At 32.1% G+C, this 19,381-nt stretch carries 10 protein-coding genes; all 10 read left to right on the top strand.

Annotated features, from left to right (window positions below):
* Positions 1–343: 343 nt before the first annotated feature.
* The 10 genes from BAZ10_RS07820 (at position 344) to BAZ10_RS07775 (ending at position 19,321) form a co-directional block, all read left to right on the top strand.
* A complete protein-coding gene (locus BAZ10_RS07820) occupies positions 344–1,369 on the top strand; it encodes a type IV toxin-antitoxin system AbiEi family antitoxin (RefSeq protein ID WP_230862014.1) in 1,026 nt (341 codons plus the stop codon).
* Positions 1,359–2,198, top strand: coding sequence for a nucleotidyl transferase AbiEii/AbiGii toxin family protein (locus tag BAZ10_RS07815; RefSeq protein WP_077564211.1), 840 nt, complete (start codon positions 1,359–1,361; stop codon positions 2,196–2,198). The genes BAZ10_RS07820 and BAZ10_RS07815 overlap by 11 nt, the downstream gene beginning before the upstream one ends.
* A gap of 2 nt (positions 2,199–2,200) precedes the next feature.
* On the top strand, positions 2,201–4,246 hold the full coding sequence (mads2, locus tag BAZ10_RS07810; RefSeq protein WP_077564233.1) for a methylation-associated defense system DNA methyltransferase MAD2: 2,046 nt from the start codon (positions 2,201–2,203) through the stop codon (positions 4,244–4,246).
* A complete protein-coding gene (gene mads5, locus BAZ10_RS07805; RefSeq protein WP_077564209.1) occupies positions 4,221–5,597 on the top strand; it encodes a methylation-associated defense system restriction endonuclease subunit S MAD5 in 1,377 nt (458 codons plus the stop codon). The genes mads2 and mads5 overlap by 26 nt, the downstream gene beginning before the upstream one ends.
* Positions 5,582–9,721, top strand: coding sequence for a methylation-associated defense system protein kinase MAD6 (mads6, locus tag BAZ10_RS07800; protein ID WP_077564207.1), 4,140 nt, complete (start codon positions 5,582–5,584; stop codon positions 9,719–9,721). Before mads5 ends, mads6 begins: the two co-directional genes overlap by 16 nt.
* 2 nt (positions 9,722–9,723) lie before the next feature.
* Positions 9,724–11,280, top strand: coding sequence for a methylation-associated defense system protein MAD7 (gene mads7 / locus BAZ10_RS07795; protein ID WP_077564205.1), 1,557 nt, complete (start codon positions 9,724–9,726; stop codon positions 11,278–11,280).
* A gap of 109 nt (positions 11,281–11,389) precedes the next feature.
* On the top strand, positions 11,390–16,681 hold the full coding sequence (gene mads8 / locus BAZ10_RS07790; protein WP_221407361.1) for a methylation-associated defense system ATP-binding protein MAD8: 5,292 nt from the start codon (positions 11,390–11,392) through the stop codon (positions 16,679–16,681).
* Entirely contained in the window at positions 16,681–17,370 is a 690-nt protein-coding gene (locus tag BAZ10_RS07785; protein WP_077564201.1) for a PP2C family protein-serine/threonine phosphatase, read from the top strand. Before mads8 ends, BAZ10_RS07785 begins: the two co-directional genes overlap by 1 nt.
* A 303-nt stretch (positions 17,371–17,673) precedes the next feature.
* A complete protein-coding gene (locus BAZ10_RS07780) occupies positions 17,674–17,946 on the top strand; it encodes a hypothetical protein (RefSeq protein ID WP_078764321.1) in 273 nt (90 codons plus the stop codon).
* 553 nt (positions 17,947–18,499) lie between these two features.
* Positions 18,500–19,321, top strand: coding sequence for an HNH endonuclease (locus BAZ10_RS07775; RefSeq protein ID WP_078771580.1), 822 nt, complete (start codon positions 18,500–18,502; stop codon positions 19,319–19,321).
* The last annotated feature ends 60 nt before the right edge of the window (positions 19,322–19,381 follow it).

Genomic DNA, 19,381 nt, shown 5'->3' with positions numbered 1-19,381 from the left:
TTTACTTCTTCGAAGATAACTAAATGTGATAATCAATCAGTTAGATAAAAATGGTACAAATATGTTACAAATGAGTATATAGTATTTTTTACTAAAAATCAGTAAATGTTATCTATTCCATTCTTTAGAAATTGCACTTCAAGTATTAATATGCAATTAAAGTGTATATTTCAAATGATTTATTATCAAATACATACTTAAATATTTATGAAAAAAAATAAAACGGAAAGAACCTGAGAAAAGAGGAGGGTTAAGAAGGTTAATTTAAATAACAGCTATAATATTAAACATCATATTTTTTTTCTAAAAATTTGTTCAATCTATTTTTGTTCATTATTTTTGAATGTTCATTCCTGCTGAACACTTAATTTTATTGAACAAAGAAATGTATAGAGACAATGATTTTGTTTATGAAGCTATTGCTTCCCTAGAAGACACAACAGGGATTCCTATCACTATTGCAAGTGTTAGGGAAACCTATGATGTGATGCTTCAAATTAACAATGAGACCTTTTATTGCATTGCTAAAAAGAATGCAAAAAATGCAAATTACGGCATCATTATGTCTGCTTTGAAGGACATTAGTAGTTCAAAGAATAATATTGTCATTGCTGATTATTTAACTAAAAAAACAACAGAAGAGCTTAAACAAAATAGCATCAATTATCTTGATGCATCTGGAAATGCCTTTATTAAGACCAAGGATTTTTTTGTATACATAGAAGGCAGAAAAGCAAAAATCAATAAAAAAACGAACCAAACCAGAGCATTTCAGGAAGCAGGTCTAAAATTACTTCTATTGCTTATTTCTAATCCTGAAACGTTGCAATTTTCTTATAGAGAATTGGCAGAAAAAACAAGAATTGCTTTGGGATCTGTAAGTAATATCTTTAAGGAGCTGGAAGAAAATCACTATTTGTTAAAAACAAGAAACAAAAGAGTTTTAAAAAATCAAGATGAAATCATTGAACGCTGGGTAATTGCCTACAATGAATTATTAAAACCCCGCTCTTTAAGGAGGAAGATGAGATCTCTAGGAAATGAATTTAATGTCAATGGCATCATAAATAATACAAATTTAAAACTCTATTTCGGAGGAGAGCCAGGAGGAGAACTTCTGACTAGTCATTTAAAACCAAAAGATTATATCATATATACGGACGAAGAGACAAGCAAAATTGCAAAAGAACTGAAACTTGTCCCAGACGAAGAAGGAAATATTGAATTGTATAATAAATTCTGGACAGATAGCCTTCATTTGAAGAATGAATATACTGCCCCTCCCTTAGTCATATATGCTGATTTATTAGGAACCGGAAACAATAGAAATATAGAAACAGCTAAAATCATCCTAGAAAATGGATTATAACATATCAAGTGAAAAACTGGAACATCCATTATTAAAAAAACTATTGGATGAGCTAATTCCTGTATTTCAAAAATTGGGAATCAAATTTTTTGTCATTGGGGCAACAGCGCGGGATATCATTATGGAGCTTCACGGAGAAAAGTCCGGTAGAAGAACTCAAGACATAGATATTGCTATAGCTGTGGATAAATGGGAGGAATTTAAAACTATTGAAAACGAAATAATACAACTTCCTGATTTTGAAAAAGATCCAAAGCAGCAGCAGCGATTTTTATATCTAAGAGATTTTCAGTTGGATATAGTTCCTTATGGCGGGATTACAACTGCTGAAGATAAAATCTTCTGGCCACCTGATCAGTCTTTTGCAATGACCGTATTGGGGTTTGAAGAAGCAGAAAAGGATTTGGTTAGGGTTAAGATAGATGACACATTGGAAATTGATATTGTTTCATTAGCAGGAATTTTTATTTTGAAATTGGTTGCTTGGAAAGACAGGCATCATAAAGGCAATAAAGATGCAGATGATATGGGGTTTATTCTTTTAAACTATCTAAATATTCACGAAGAAAGAGCAGCTATAGAACATTATAAAGAGGTATATGAAATAGAAGACTTTACCACTACAAAAGCTGGTGCAGCCCTGTTAGGTGTTGATATCAATATTCTCTTATCTGACAATGAAGTCAATAAAGCAAAGCTAAAAGCGATCATAGAAGCCGAACTTCAAGCAGCTGAAAACAGTATTTTATTCAACCAAATACTAGAAACAAATCATATAAAATTTGATGATATACAGGATTGTTTTCAAATCCTCAACCAAAAAATATAATAATGACAACTAATAATACAAAAGAACAAATATTAGAAGACAATCAAGTGATGTGCATTCTTACAGAAAAACCACGAAAAGCTACATCACAAGAAAATAATCTACAGTCTATAATCCGTATGCTCAACGAAGAGTATGGTTTTGATCTGACTGATATGGAACGGGATTTTAATATTATTTATACTGATCCAGACACTGGGAAAAATAAAAAACAAAAGATTGATCTAGCTATTTTTGAAAAAGGTCAATCGCACGATCAGGATTTTATTATTCGAATTGCTATCGTGCAGGATGAAAAGATAAAAGAAAACGACAAGAAAAAAGGCGTAATCATCACCTTAGAAAATACACTTGCAGCTGTTGCTAGTTGTGAGTTTGGTTTATGGACAAACGGCACAGATATCAAATATTTACAACGGGAGGAAGATGATTTTGGCTATGATAGTTTTTCTGATTTATCCGACTTTCCAGGGTTTGGAGAAACTTTAGATGATTTAAATCGTGGTGATCGCTCACATAGCCGTAAACCTGCCAACGATTCCTTAATCAAAGTTTTTAAACGTTCTCACGATTATATTTATGGAAATGAAGGTCGAAAGAAAGATGCGTTTTGGCAACTGCTTTATCTTATTTTCTGTAAATTGTATGATGAGAAAAGGCGTTTTATGCCTCAGCCAGATGGTATTTCTTATCGTCGTTATTTTTGGGTTGGTGTAAAAGAACAAAACACCGCTGAAGGTAGAAAAGCTGTTGCTGATAGAATTAAGAAAATATTTGAAGAGCTAAAAACAGAAGGAACGTTCTCTGATGTATTTGATGGGAATGAAGCAATAGAATTAACCGACAAAGGAATTGCATTTATTGCAGGGGAATTGGCAAAATACTCCTTTCTTGATGCTTCTGTAGATGTAAAAGGCTTGGCTTATGAAACCATTGTAAGTAATACCCTGAAACAAGAGGCTGGTCAATTCTTTACTCCTCGCAACATCATCAAAGCGATGGTAGAAATGATGAATCCAACTGAAAATACCCGAGTGCTTGACCCTGCCTGTGGGTCGGGAGGATTTTTGGTGATGGTGTTGGATCATGTTCGCAAACAAATAGCAGAAAAGCTATATCCGGAAATTACGGATGAAGTTTTACTTGCTGCAAAATATAATACCTATGAAGTAAACGAAAGAGTTCGTGAATATGCAAAAAACAGCATATTCGGTTTTGATTTTGACCCTGATTTAAAGAAAGCGGCTCGAATGAATATGGTCATGGCAGGTGACGGACACGCAAATATCTTTCACGTCAATTCTTTGGCTTACCCTAACTGGGAGCATCCTACCGAAATTGAAAAAATTGAAAAAGCAATCAATAGGAGTTTAAAAGCAATGAAAGATGATGAGGGAATGTATGGTAACAGTGCGAGAGAGAAATTCGACATCATATTTACCAATCCTCCTTTTGGAGCTAAAGTAAAAGTAGATGAAGATATTGCTGTTAATTATGAATTATCCAAGTATTCAAACGCTCCCGAAGTACTGTTTATCGAAGCTTGTTATAATTTTCTGAAAGAAGACGGAAAAATGGCTATTGTATTACCTGACGGTATTTTAGGTAATCCCAATACCTTACCTGTTAGAGAATGGATATTAGATAAGTTTAAAATATTGGCTTCAGTAGATTTAGCAGTTGAAGCTTTTATGCCACAAGTGGGTGTACAAGCTTCGCTTTTGTTCCTACAAAAGAAATCTGCCAATGAGCGTAACATTGCCCACGAAGGAGAAGAAGATTATGATGTGTTTATGGCAATTGCCGAAAAATTAGGCAAAGACCGAAGAGGGAATCCGATATATTTACGAGATGAAGATGGCGCTGAAGTTATATTTCCAGTAGAGAATAAATATGTAGCATACCGACCAGAGGACGGAAAACCAGTTGTAAAATCTCGTACTGAAAAACAGCGTCTATTAGATGATGACTTGCCAAAGATCACACAAGCTTACTTTAATTTTTTAAACGATACAAAATATAATGAAAATAGCAACTGTATCAAATAAGAATATTGTAAATGGTTCCAAAATAATGAAACCTAATTACCATCTAAACTATGGTAAAAAAAGGATAGATAAAGCTATCCAAAATAAAAGACCTTTTGTAGAATTGAAACATGCTGTTCAAGACATTTACACCGGAGGAATATTCAGACGGTTATTTGTTGAGAGAGAGGAGTTTGGTCTACCTTATATTTCTGCTCAACATATGATGAATTCTAATCCTTTAGAAATAGCTAAAGTCATATCCAAAAAACATACACCTAGACAGGAAGATATGACACTTAGGACAAATCAAATCCTTGTAAGTTGTGCAGGTACAGTTGGTAATGTAAGATTAATAGATGAAGACCTTGATGGAATTATAGGTTCGCAAGATATTATAAGGGTAATTTCAGATAATTCTAAGTTTCCCTATGGATACATTTATGCTTTTCTAGCTTCTCCGACAGCATATAATTATATTCAATCCTATATTTATGGAACAGTTGTTCCTAGAATTGAACCTAAAACTTTAGCAAATTTACCTGTACCTAATTTATCTAAGATTCAACAGCAAAAAATACATGATTATATTGTGGAGGCATCTAAATTAAGAGTTGAAGCAAATAGATTGTTAAAGCAAGCGATAAATTACATTGAAAATCAGTATAATTTTAGGACTGCTCCCAAAACATTTAAAGTCAACATTTCAACAATTAAAAATGGAGATAAATATACTAATGAAAATAGACTTGAAGCAGATTACTATCTACCCAATAAAACCTTTATCGAATCCCAAATTAGAACAAAAAATAATGCATTATTAGGTGATCTTTGTGAGAGTGTTAATATTTCAAATTTAAGGGCTAGAACATTTGTAAATAAAGGTATAACTTTATTTACAGGTCAATCATTGGGATTGTTAAAACCGGATTTGACAAAGCAATTGAGCCGAACTTTAACCCGTAATATTGAACAGAATTTAACAAAAGATGGAGATGTATTAGTTTCAGCTTTTGGAACATTAGGCAAAACCGAATACTGTTATAAAAATTTTTACACAGGAGTTTTCGCCAGTCAACAGATTGTAAGGATTCGTGTTAATAAGAGTAAGATTGATGAAGGTTATTTATATGTTTTTCTTAAATCGAAGGTCGGACAAGAATTAATTCAAAAATTTAAAACAGGATCTGTTATCGAATGGGCAAACTGGAATAATTTCTGTTCAATTTTAGTACCTATACCAGATGATCTCGGTAACAGTATAGGTAATACTGCAAGAATTGTTGCTACTAAATTTGATGCCGCTTTTAAACTTGAAAGTCAAGCCATTGCTTTAATAGAAAAAGAAATTGACCTATGGCAAGTATCATAAAACCACCTTATTTCGAATCGGTTGTCAATGCCGGAGAAAAGAGATTGTTGGATTATCTGGAGATAAATCTTCCCGATAATTACTATTTAATTCCTAATGTGGAGATTGCTTCTACCAATCCCAAAAACAATCGTACCCAATACTGGGAATACGATTTAATTTGCGTAGCTCCACACGGAATTTATAATATTGAAAACAAAGATTGGAAGGGACGTATTGAGGGCGATGACCATTACTGGTATCTCAATGATAGGCAAATGCCTAATCCGCTTAAGACCGGCCGACAAAAAACAGCGATATTAGCATCCAAACTCAAAGAAGCCAACTTTGCTTGGGGAAAAGCGTGGATCCAAAATATGCTTACGCTTTCTTACGAGAATACTTATCCGCCTGTTATCTCGCACGAAGCACAAAAGCTTACCTTCGGACTGAATAATAAACTGATTGATTTTATTACTGATCCGTACAGCATTGGGAAATTAGAAGATGATATTGCTGAAATTCAACAAGCTATAATGCAATTCTTAATCGGTCGGCAATCCAAGAAATCTCCCGAACAAAAAAGAGAAATTGAGGGCTATGAAGTGTTGGAAATCATTCAGCAAGAACCAAATTTTACGGAATATCTAGTAAAGCCCAAAGGTGTTACTTCGGTACGTCGTAGAATTAAGGAATATGCTTTGCAAGTAAGCGGTTTATCTGCGGAAGAACTGAAGAAACGGGAAGATAAAGTCAAGAACCAATATCACGCACTCAATAAGTTAAAAGCGAAACCATTTATCTTAAATGTAGAGTTTCGTATCGACGAGGTCAATCATCTCTTCTATGAAATTTCTGACTTTTTAGAAGAAAACTCCTTACGTTCAGAAGGTCGTGTCAAAACCTTTACATTCAAAGAAAAGATTGATATCATTAACAATGTAATTGTGGCACTGAAAGAAGCACATAAAGAAAGTATTTTTCATAGAGATATCAATCCGGATAATATTTATTTGAGCAGTGGATATGCTTATCTGGGTAATTTTGGTAAATCTTATTTCATTGATCACAGTGAGGAAGGATATACCGTTATGCCGACCATCAATCAAAATAACGCAACAGCTTATCACCCTTTGGAATTGACGGTGAATGATGCTAGTGCAGTTTCGGATATTTATTCATTAGGCGTATTAATCTATTGGTTATTTACAGACAAAGAACCATTCAAAACGCCTTATGATTTGGATAAAATGGGAGGTAAACTGAAAGCAGATTTACTCCCAACACATATCAATTCCAATTTGCCTAAATGGATTGATGAGGTCTGCTCACAAACCATTTTAACAGATGATTTTAAGCGAATAGAAAGTATAGAAACCTTACAAGATTTTATTGCCAATGCCATAGAGAGCAAATCTATTGCAGAAGTAGCTCCTGTACTTGCACCTGTTGTAAAATCATCCACTTTTGAAGAATTAAAAGAAGGCGATTCTATCGGAACGTATTCAATTCATAAAACATTAGGCAAAGGCGGTTATTCCAAAGTATTCAAAGTAAAACACCGTATTCAAGACACTTTTTATGCTTTGAAATTATTCAATGAAAGTGTAAATTTTAGTTCTGTAAAAGACGAATACGATGCATTAATCAATTTAAATCATCCCAACATTGTTCAATTCAAATGGAATGATGAAGCGGCTTCGGGGCAGTTTTTTACAGTAATGGAATTCTTAGATGGGGAGAATTTAAGCATTTACACACGTACAGATGCCAAATTGCCTATTCATAAGATATTTCAAGTAGGTAAGGAAATTCTTTCGGCTTTGATAGCAATGCAGTCCAAAGAAAAACCTGTTTTGCACCGAGACATTAAACCACAAAACATTATTTGGGACAAAGGAGAACGTTTTGTGCTGATTGATTTTAATGTGGCATCCTCTAACCAAACCAATAAAGATTTTGTTGGTACAAATCCGTATTTAGCTCCCGATATAATTGCTGACAATTATAAGATAAACTGGGATTTATCGGCTGATACTTTTGCTCTCGGAGTAACTTTGTATGAATTAGTTTGTAAACAATATCCGTGGCATCCATCTAAAATGCCGATGAGTAGCAGACAATCAAATAATCCTAAAGAAATTGAACATCGAATATCGGATAAGTTTGCCTCCTTTTTATTGAAAGCTATTGCTACCGATGCTTCTCAACGCTTTCAAAATGCACAGGAAATGTTTGATGCATTAATTGCTATTGAAGATCAGATTTTAGAAGATATTGCACCGGAAACGAAATCAAAAGATACGACGACTATAACAACCGATGTTGGTATTATTCAATATATAAACTCATTGTATAGCCAATCAAAATATGGAAATTTTGGAACAAGGGTAAACAGCAATGCGCATCAATTGGATGAACAGACGTACACACCTACCAAGCTGGATAAAAGTCTTATTCCAGCTATTGTAGATGGACAGTACAAACTGCTTATTATTACCGGAAATGCAGGTGATGGAAAAACAGCATTTATCAAAAAGATTGAACAACACACATCTGTTAAACATGTCGAACATTTTGCGCATCATAATGGAGCGAGATTTAAAATAAACGGCGTAAGTTATGAAAGTAACTATGATGGTTCTCAAGATGAAGAAAATAAGATAAACAATGACGTTTTAGAAAAATTTTTCTACCCTTTTGAAGATATTAAACAATATACTCAAGCAGCAGAAGGACGTATCATTGCGATAAATGAAGGACGGTTGGTTGAGTTTCTAAAGACTTCAAATAAGCATCATAAATTAGCAAAATTAATCGAAGATTACTTTTACGAAGAGGGGCATACCCAACTTCCGGAAGGCGTAATGATTGTTAATTTGAATCTTCGCTCTGTGGTTGCAGATGATTCGGGAGAAGGAAGTTTATTTAAAAATCAGGTAAAAGCATTGACACAAAAATCACTTTGGGAAAAATGCGAAAGTTGTGAATTGGCAAAAAACTGTTTTATTAAGTACAATGTTGATACTTTAAACGATTCGGCTTCTGGAGAAACAGTTATTAATCGTTTAGAATGGTTAATCAGAACCGTTAGTTTAAAACGTGAATTGCATATCACAATGCGTGATATACGTTCTTTTATTGCCTTTATGCTTACTCATGATGTTTCTTGTGAAGAAATATCACAGACAGAATTGTTAAAAGATACAAACCCTGAAAAATATTGGCAATATTATTATTTCAATATCACCAATCCTATTTCGGAAGACAGTGGAAATAAGGATCGCCTAATAAAACTTTTAAGAGAAACAGATGTTGGCGAAGTTGCGATTCCACATTTGGACAGAGAGTTGTTTTTTAGTAATCATAATCCAAAAGACTATGTTGTATTTGCGGAAAGAGAATCTAATTTATTAGATAGTTTTAACGAACAAAAAACCTTTATTCCAGCACATGAGCAGACTCCAGAGTTGATTCAAACGATAAGAGAAAACCATAAAGCGTTTGTTAGACATCATTATTTTGAAGGAAAAACAAGTTGGTTCAAGGAAGACATCTCTACAGAAGAAACTACTGAAAAACCGACTAATAAAGGTCTAAAGCCTTCTTATTTATTACGCTTGCCTTACAAATCTATTTTTGATTTCGTTTCTATATTGTCCCAATCTACAATCGAAGAAACAACAAAACAGATAATTTCAAGAGCGGTCTCTTTAAACGAAGGGTGTGATAATGATTCGCTGGATAAAGAAAATCTAATTCTTGCTTCGACCGATGTAAAAGATGTTCGAGGAAAATCATTTAAAATGTTTCCCTTAGAAGATTTTGAATTGATAGTAAATCGCACAGACCATTTGATTAAATATCTGGAATACGAACCGGATAGCTTAATTTTTAGGCATAAAATAAATAAACATATCGAGTTGGCTATTTCATTGGATTTGTATGAAATGCTTTACTTTATTAAAAAAGGCTTTAGTCCGTCGTTAAATGATTTACGAGGTAAATTTATTGAATTGATTGTGTTTAAAAACCTATTAGAGAATCTGAATTATGATGAGATTGTAGTAACAACAGATAATCGTATGTTTTATTCTATCAAAAAGAATCATAACAAAATTGCTATTAAAAAATTAACCTATTAACTATGGCAATCAAACTTAACAAACAGGAAAGTACATTTAGAAATGAGCTCCTTTTTACGGCTGATGCCAAAACGATTAGAATTGATAATACCTTGGTCAATCTTTTTATGCTTTTAAAGCATGAAGGCATTCGTCCTAAACAACGAACAAGAAGAGGTGACAGTGTTTTTATTGAACTCGATAAACTAAAAAACATTTTCCAAAAACTGGAAGAAGGTAATGAATTGGATGGTTTTAAAGAAAATCCCGAAGCGGTAGAGCTTTGGCTGCGTACCAATCTTGTCAATATGGTAAACCGTGGAAATTCTGAAAAAGAAAAAATATCTTCGTTAAGACCTATCCATCTTGAAAGTTATCGGGTAAGAAATGTTCCCAATACACGAGATTATTTTACAGCAGATCAAGTTTACCTGATGTTAGGACAAAACCCAATTGTAAAAGAGAATCTCCGGAATTTTTTAGCTGATGGATGGGATAAAACAACCAACACATTACTTCAATCAAAAGAATTGGATGTAGATAGTCTAGGAATTTTATATTTGATAAAAAATGTGAATCCTGGCTTTATGGAAAGCAACACAACGCTCAATAAAGTAAAACCTATTTTAATAGAACAAGCAGAATTATTCTGCGATGATGTTCGAAGATTGTTGGTGTATAAATCCAAAATCCCAAGAAATGTTTTGATTGATTATCTGAAAACAATTACTTCATTTCACCTCGCTTTGTATATACATAAAGTCATTTATTTATTGCCAAAAATGATTGAGGCGGGAACAAAAGATGTTGTTGATGATTGGAGTATTGTGATCGATACTACAGACGATTTTGAAAGTAAAGTTTCTTCTATTGCTATAGCTGAAGCGGAAAAAACATATAATTCACTATACAAATACGTCAAAGCTACATTTAAAATTAATAGTATTATCCAAAAACTAAAGTTAGACGAATCCAATTCGGATAGCATAGGAAGAGCATTGGAAGTTCTTAAAAATGAGTTGAATCAATACGAAACGAAGTTTGAGGCGTATTGGGATGTCGTCTATAATGAGCAGGACGAAGATGATAAAGACTTACTCACCGAAATGGTAAAATATGAAACAACCTACTTTGACAGATATGTTGAGTTACTTTTAAAAGTGAGAGGAAAACGATTACATAAGGATCACATAGAATTATTAGACAGTTTGTCACAAAAAAATAGCGAAAGAGGATTTTTAGCTCAAGGAAGAAGTAAAAAACATCCTAGAAGATATATGCTTGGCACCAGATTATTAGAAGCTTTGGTTCAAATACAGGTTTTGCATTTGGAAGGCGATAAGTTTATTACTCAAAGCTTGTCTATTGAAGAATTGATGCGTAATCTGAAAGACCGTTACGGGTTAATTATAAATGGATTGGAGGAAAAACGTTTTCAAAACACGGATCTTCATACTCACTTAGCCTTTAAAGAAAATGTAGAAGCTTTTAAGATAAAATTGAGACAGATAGGCTTTTATAATGATTTAAGTGATGCATATATCTTGCAGAAAATAAGACCACGTTACGAACTATCATAATTAAAAAATAATGGACGTCAATATTTTAACACGTTACTATCAATACATCATCGAACTAATTGTAGAACTATACAGAAATGAGCTCGAGAATGCTAAACCGGGACATTGTATGAAAATTACAGGTCTGGGAAATGAGCAATTATTTTCGCTTTGGGAAGTTATTACAACACATTTCAAGAACTTAGATACTTATATTGTTGATGAAACACAACAAGGTATTTATTATATTTCTGCAACAAAGCTAATCGAATTGCGAAATCAGCAGAAAAGACCGTTGCTTATTCTTGTTCCTTCAAATAGCAGAACCGCTGCAGAAGATTCTTATGGCAATGCTACGTTTAAAGAAATTTCTTTGGAACACATAGAGCCTATTTTAGTTACCAAACTTCAGAATGAACTTCCAGAGGATCTGTCGGCATTTGTTCGTACGGTGATTAACTATATTGGTAATCCTAATCGAACAAGTTTATTGAGCTATCTTTTAGCATTGGAAGAAGAATCATTTACAAAAGAAAGTATTGGGCGAAATCTGTTTTATTTAAACCTGTTGCCAGACCTTAAGTTGATTGAAGATGAGAATCTGATTCGTTCAAGACTTAATCTAAACATTACAAGTTGTAATATATTGGCATCTTTTAATAGACCTGTTTATGACCGAGTGAATGAGCTTCAAATAAAAAAAGATTCACTTCAAAAGGATTTTATCCAACTATTCAGAGATGAAGAGAATATTACTTCATTAGATGGACTTGTAGCGATAATTGGAGAGCAATACCCTGAATTATGGTTTGATAAATGGGAAATTCCAAGTCTGAATTTTAAAGAAGTAAAATTGGAAATTGTTGAAATTCGATCAACAGATTTTACTATTGAGGAAGGTAAAAAAGTTCTTTTATCTGATGGGACTTCTAGCCCCAAAGTTACCATTCGTTTTAAAACTACACCTGAACCAAAAGACATTCAAGAGTTGAAATACTTCAGGGTTGTTTTAATGGCTGTGGATGGTTTTTCAGGTCAAGAAATAATCACGCTTAGAAAATTAAAAAATACAAATGCTAAACAAGTCTATCGAGAAGCTAAAATAGAACTCAATGCGAATAATATTGAAGAAGGTTCGTACTTTTTTAAAGTATTAGCGGAAGATGAATTGGGGAATGTTTTAAACGTAAACGATGATTTTTATGAAGATTCGATACAACGAGAGTGGGAAGAAAATGAATTTTCTCCTGAAAGTAAAAGAGATCTTCATTATAAATTGAAATGCGATTCAGAGGATTTTGATTATGCAGTTGACATTAATACCGAAAAAGAAGAAACAATACGTAAAGACAAGTTGAACAATGTTCTTCAAGCATTTTTCAAATATAATATTGATGGTTTAAGACAAGACACAGTTATAAATAGTCCTACTCCAAGCGACCGATCTAACACCTGGCTAAATGATGATAAACTTAAATTATCATCTGTTTTTCATATCAATTATTCAAACAAGCATAATTATCAAATTATGTTGTCATCAAAGCTAAGGTTGATAGAAAATGAGATTTTGAATAATAGTCATCACTTTGGTTTTACGAATGTAAACATTAGTAATAACAACACTACGCTGGGATTACAAAATATTGAATACAGGATTAGTAGTTTAACAGATATAGCTCCCAAAAAATTATTAGAATCACGTAAAGTTGTTTTTGAGAAAATCAAAAACTCAAATAGTTCTGAAAATGGCGTGTTTGAAACTACAAATCTTTACGATTTGAAAGAGGATATTAAAACCTATTTAGAACATTACAATAATTGGTTAGTAAATCTTAACAAAAAGATTGAAAAATCCGAAGTTTCGGAAGAAGACAAGGAAAATGTCAAACTTCTTTACGCAGAAGTGCAGTTTTTAGATACGGTAAAAATTAAAACAAAATTACCAACTGAAGGCTCTGTTTCTGCGGTTTTATTATCGCCACTTCACCCACTTCGGTTGACTTGGTTTATGAATCTTATTGACCAATTTGAAGAATGGTTTAATAAAACACTTCAATATAATGACCATATCAGGGAATGGCAATCTTTGGAAAACCTATTTTTAGGAGAATTGATTCCAAGCAACAATCCATTGGTATTAGTTGATCCCAGTCAATTAATAAACTATGAATATCTTGGAGAATTAAGTTTCGGCTGGGGAATTTATATTAATGTATTTACGCCCAATCCAAATGATTCGCTTGTTCCTATCTCACATCAATTAAAACACTATTTTAAACATTTATTTAATATTGATTCTGGAAATATCGTTCATAATGATGTTAGTAAAACATTAATAATTAAACATCTAAAGAATTTTTTAATACAACATCCATATACAGATACACTGATCATAAATTTATTTAATGTTGGTGATGCTGAGGTGTTTTCAGAAGCATTTGTAGATGTAAGTAAGCATCCTGAATACTGCAATACCAAATTTGAAATTCGAATTTTCGTAGGGCAAGAATTATTGATTGAACACGGGTTGGCTTTAAAAGCTTTACTTAATCCTGAAACAAATATTAGTGAAGAAGCAGAAGTGTTTTCTCAACCTTCTAAAAATAGATTATTTCCTAAATTGAGGTTTTCTATTAACAATATCAATGATTTTGTGCAAAATTCAGAGATTTACAATGCTCACATTAGTTTTTTGGTCAATCCATTTGCAGCAAAAATCACTTTATATAAACCGCACAGATTCTATAAATCTACTTATTTGAACAGCTTAATTATTGACCCAGCAACTGATGTTGAAATCATTCAGGAGCCTGAAAAAATAACTTGGAATAATTATGTTAAAATTGAAAATACAAAAGAAAATCTGATTAGTAAACTTTACAATTCGTATCAGGTTTTTACTTCAGGTTCTTTAGCTTTCCATGCTACAGAGGCTGTTCCGGCTACGCAGCTAAGTTTGACGAACAGAGATCAAGTGTTATTAGCACATTTACACGAATATTCGGATTGGGTAATTACATTTGATAAAAACTTAGGTCCCCAAGTTTTTGATCAGCCTTCTGAAAATGGAAAAATTCCATTTCTATTAGACTATGTTCCTGGCGAAGAAGTATCGGGTATTTCTTCTTATCTTACCACTAAGCCTTCAAGTGAGATAATAGGATTATTAAGTCCTCATTTTGAATCTTTTGGATTAAATATCGAAAGTGCTGAAAACCGAAGTAAAATCCAAACTATTCTTGAAGATTTAAGAGCAATCAGTAGTTCTTTGGTATTACAACTAAACTCTTCAAAAAACAAAGCTTTTGAAGCTATAGGTACCGCTTTTTCTAAAAGAGTTTTGGAGAAAAAAGGGTTGTTGGAGAATGCATTTCTTATTCCGATAGATTTGCATCAAAATCTTTTCGAGAACCTAAATACAAACTCTAAAAGTCGTGCAGACAATTTGTTTGTTACGATAAACAAGGAAAAAAGAGAAATAAAAATAGCTGTTTTAGAAATAAAATGTAGAAGTTCTTTAGGAACAGCAGAACGAGATGAATTAAAGACGAGAATGATTGAGCAAATTGATAATACGATTGCTGCCATCAAACATCATTTTGATCCTAACGACTATAAAAGCAACGATCGTTTAGATCGAGAAATCAAAAACAAGGAATTAAAATCATTATTCAGTTTCTATATCGAACGAGCGTACAGATATAATTACTTATCTGAAAATGCTTATAATAGCTATATAGATTTTATTCAAACTCTCAATAATGGGTTTGAGTTTAAATTTATACGATTAGGATTTATTTTTGACTTTTCTTTTGAAAAAAAGCATCAGAAGCAAAACTTTGATGATAAGACGACCATTTTTACTTTTGGACATAAATTAATCTGCGATATCTTAGATCCAGATTCTGATCTGAATACCAAAAGATTGGAAGATACAGAGCTTAATAAAGAATTGGTTTCTGCTTTTGAATCGAATAACAAATTAAAACCATTTATACAAAAGTTTAAGTCAAAGCTTAAACCATCTAATAATGAGGAAGAAGAAGAAGATTTGACGAGTGAAATTCAAGATTTACCTGAAAAGGAAACGACAAGTTTAGTTGGAGTGTATGTTAGCGAACAACTTAAAAATACTGAAGTAGAAGAATCCAAAGAAGAGGAATATAATAATCATCAATCTGTACCTGAAAATAATACAGAAACTCATACCATTCCAGAATTTGATATTATTGTAGGGAAGAATAGTATTTCTGACCAATTTGGCATTATCGGTACGTCAATACACAATAAAAAAATCGCAATTGATTTGTCTGAAACCAATACTATAAGTTTATTCGGTGTACAAGGTGGTGGAAAAAGTTATACTATCGGTACAATTAGCGAAATGGTATTGAAACAATTCTCAAATATCAATAAACTTCCCGCTCCTTTAGCAGGCGTTATATTCCATTATAGTGAAAGTATGGATTATGAACCGGAATTCACTTCGATGATTAATGCTAATACGAATCTTACAGAATTAGAAAAGCTAAAGGAATTATATGGTGCTGAACCAGATGCTATTGAAGATGTTATAATATTAACTCCTTCTGATAAGGTTGAAGAGCGTAGAGAGGAATTTCCATCTATACAAGTTGAGTCAATAGCTTTTAATTCTAAAGAACTTAATGTTCAAGATTGGATGTTTTTATTAGGCGCAGTTGGAAACGACTCATCGTATATCAAACAGTTGAAATTTATGATGAAAGAACAGCGAAGAAACATAACGTTGGATGGATTAAGGGAAAGCGTGGAAGTATCAGAATTACTTTCCAATACACAAAAATCTTTAGCCAGGCAGAAACTTAGTTTTGCTCAAGAATATATTGACGATATGTTTTTCTTAAAAGAAGTATTAAAACCAGGGCGATTGGTCATTGTAGATTTACGCGATGAGTTTATTGTTAAGGATGAAGCTCTAGGATTATTTGTGATTATGCTTAATATCTTTTCAGGAGTCAAAACCTTTAATGGTAAGCACTTTAATAAGTTTATAGTTTTTGATGAAGCTCATAAATACATGGACAATAAAGATTTGACAAATAATATAGTTACTGCAATTCGAGAAATGAGACATAAAGGAGTAAGCATCATGATTGCAAGTCAGGATCCGCCAAGTTTACCCAACGAAATTATCGAATTGAGTAGTATGGTGTTACTTCATAAATTTAATTCACCTCAATGGTTAAAGCATATTCAAAAATCCTTGACCCAGTTAAATAGCTTGACTGCTGCAGATATGAGTATTTTAAAACCAGGAGAAGGTTTTCTTTGGGCTTCTAAAGCATCAGAACAAAGTATAACAACAAAACCAGTAAAAATAAGTACAAGACCAAGAGTTACGAATCACGGAGGAGCAACAAAAAAAGCAACAGGAAACTAATGGAAGTAAAACAGTTAACAGGAACAGGGAAAAGAGAAAGCAATCAAGATTTCATCTACATGGATAGATTAGAATCTGGTACTTCTTTTTTTCTGATTGCTGACGGTATGGGAGGTTATAAAAAAGGAGATGAAGCGGCAAGAATTGTTACTGAAAACATTTTCACCTTCCTTAATTTTGTTGAGAATATCAACGAACAAAATATTCAAAAAGCTGTTCAGAAAGCCAATTTGGCTATCAAACAATTCAATAATAAAAATAACATCAAATCGGGCGCTACAATAGGTGGAATCATTGTAGAGGAAAATACTGTTCATGTTTTTTGGGTTGGCGACGTGATGATTTACCAAATAAATAAAGAGAATGTTTTGTTTCAGACCAAAAGCCATACATTGGTAAATAGCCTTTTAGAATCCGAAAGTATAAAAGAAGAGAAATCTTTAGAGAGATATAAGCACATCGTAACCAGATCTATATCTGGAAAAGCTTCTGAATCCAGTATCGGATATCAATCTATTCAATTTTCAGAAGATGACTCATTTATTATTTGTTCGGATGGAGTTCATAATACGGTTTCCGTTGAACAGATCCTTGAATATATTAAGAAAAGAAATGGATTACAAGAATTAAAAAGTCAATTTCTTAAAGAGGCACAAGATAATTATTCAATTATTACCATAGGATTTTAATCATTTTGAAAAAATAATCTCTATGAAGCATGAATTGGCTTATAATAAAAAATTAGATCCTCAGCCAATAATTTCTGTCACAAATCTTTTATTTCAACAAAACAAATCATGATACTCAACCAGTTTTAAAAAAAAATAGTACAAATATTTAAAATATTTATTACTAATAATCAGTAAAATGTTATCCAGCAAGGGATCAACACTATAAATTTGAGCCGGAAATAAAATTTTTGACTTTTCCATTAGCAAATAGAACGTTTGAATAGTACAATGTGTGTATTTTAGTATGGTAAATATATAAAAATGAACAGCAAAAATTTACGCAAGAGAATGAAAATAGCTTACCGAAATTATACACGAAAAAAACTTATTAACCTTGCTCTCTATGCATCACAAAATGCTAAAAGAATTTCAATTGCTCTAGATATCCCATTTGAAATAATAAAAGACGAAGAAATTTATCAATCCCTACATGGAAAAATGATTAAAATCACTTCTCTTAACAGAGTAAAAGCTAATAAAAAAGGGCTTACTAAAGGTAGCAAAATATACATAAATAAAAATAACTTAACCTAGATGATCACCATAATTTTTGAAAACTAAAAAGTTACTACATTAAATATAGGCTTCGTCATAGTATTTACCTAAAAAAAGGCGCTATTCTGCTTACAATTTTCAATATTTTAACTCCCAATAAAAAGAATCTAAAAACCAGATAATTAACAAAATTAAGACATGATAAGACGCATATTATCGCCAATTAAGACGCGTTACAAATATGGTACAAATAGATAATTAAAAACGATTAAAAACGATTAATAACAATTAAAAACAATCTCATTCAAATAGCAAAAACCGTGGTTTTACCACGGTTTTTTAATATTTAGAGATTGTTATTAATCGTTGTTAACGAACTTTATATAACATAACAATATATGATAATCAATTAGTTAAATAAAAATGGTACAAATATGATACAAATAAATGTATAATATTTAGCACAAAAAATTACTAATAATCAGTAAAATACTATAGTATTTCCTTATTTAGAAATTGCACATCAAGTATTAATATGCAATTAAAGTGTATATTTCAAATGATTTATTATCAAATATATATTTAAATATTTATGAAAAAAAATAAAACGGAAAAAGTTCACAGAAATAGGCTTCGGAATAGAGATTTAAAACTTCTATGGGGACTATCAGGTGGTATTTGTGCTTATTGCAAAATTCCATTTATTGATATGGAAAATTTGACATATATTGTACATCAAGCACATGTAATAGCTAGAAGTGATAAAAGCTTGCCTAGCTACAGAGACATTCCTTTGCAAGAAAAAGACAGGTACGAAAATCATTTTCTTCTACATCCTACATGTCATGAAGAAACTAAGTATTACTCTTTGGAAGAACTTCAAGCAATAAAAGTGAATCATGAAAGACATGTGAGAGACACATTAACCGGGACTTACCATCCCTTTCCAATAGGAAGAGGAAAATTTGCAAAATATCCGCATATTACCTATTATCCTATTGAGAAAAAATTTAATCCTCTAAAATCCTATGTATCTATTCTTATTTCAACAATAATGATCATTGTATCATTACTTTATGTAACATATATAGATGATAAAAAACTTGATTCATCGATCTTTCTATGCATTATCTTAATTTCTTTCAGTCTATTATATATAATCAAAGCAATAAAAGAGATAAAGCAAAAGCCGAACGAGATCCTATATAAAGGAAATTGTATTTTTACTGGATGTAATGGTAAAGTCAATATTAGACGCCCGTCACCTATTTGGGATTCACTTTCCAAACAAACTGTTCCAGAACCAGGAATAGGAATTTGTAATTTTGACCACACTCATACCTTTACCGTTTCACGAGATTTATCTATTTCTAACAGAGGTGATTATCATGAATTTAAAATTAACATTCGATAGCCAATAGAATCACAACTCGTACTATGCGAAATGGATTTTCCAATGAGTTAATATGACCTA

The organism is Elizabethkingia occulta (assembly GCF_002023715.1).
Classification (GTDB): Bacteria; Bacteroidota; Bacteroidia; order Flavobacteriales; family Weeksellaceae; genus Elizabethkingia; species Elizabethkingia occulta.
Note: the sequence above shows the minus strand (reverse complement) of the source record. Positions and strands in the feature narration are given on the sequence as shown.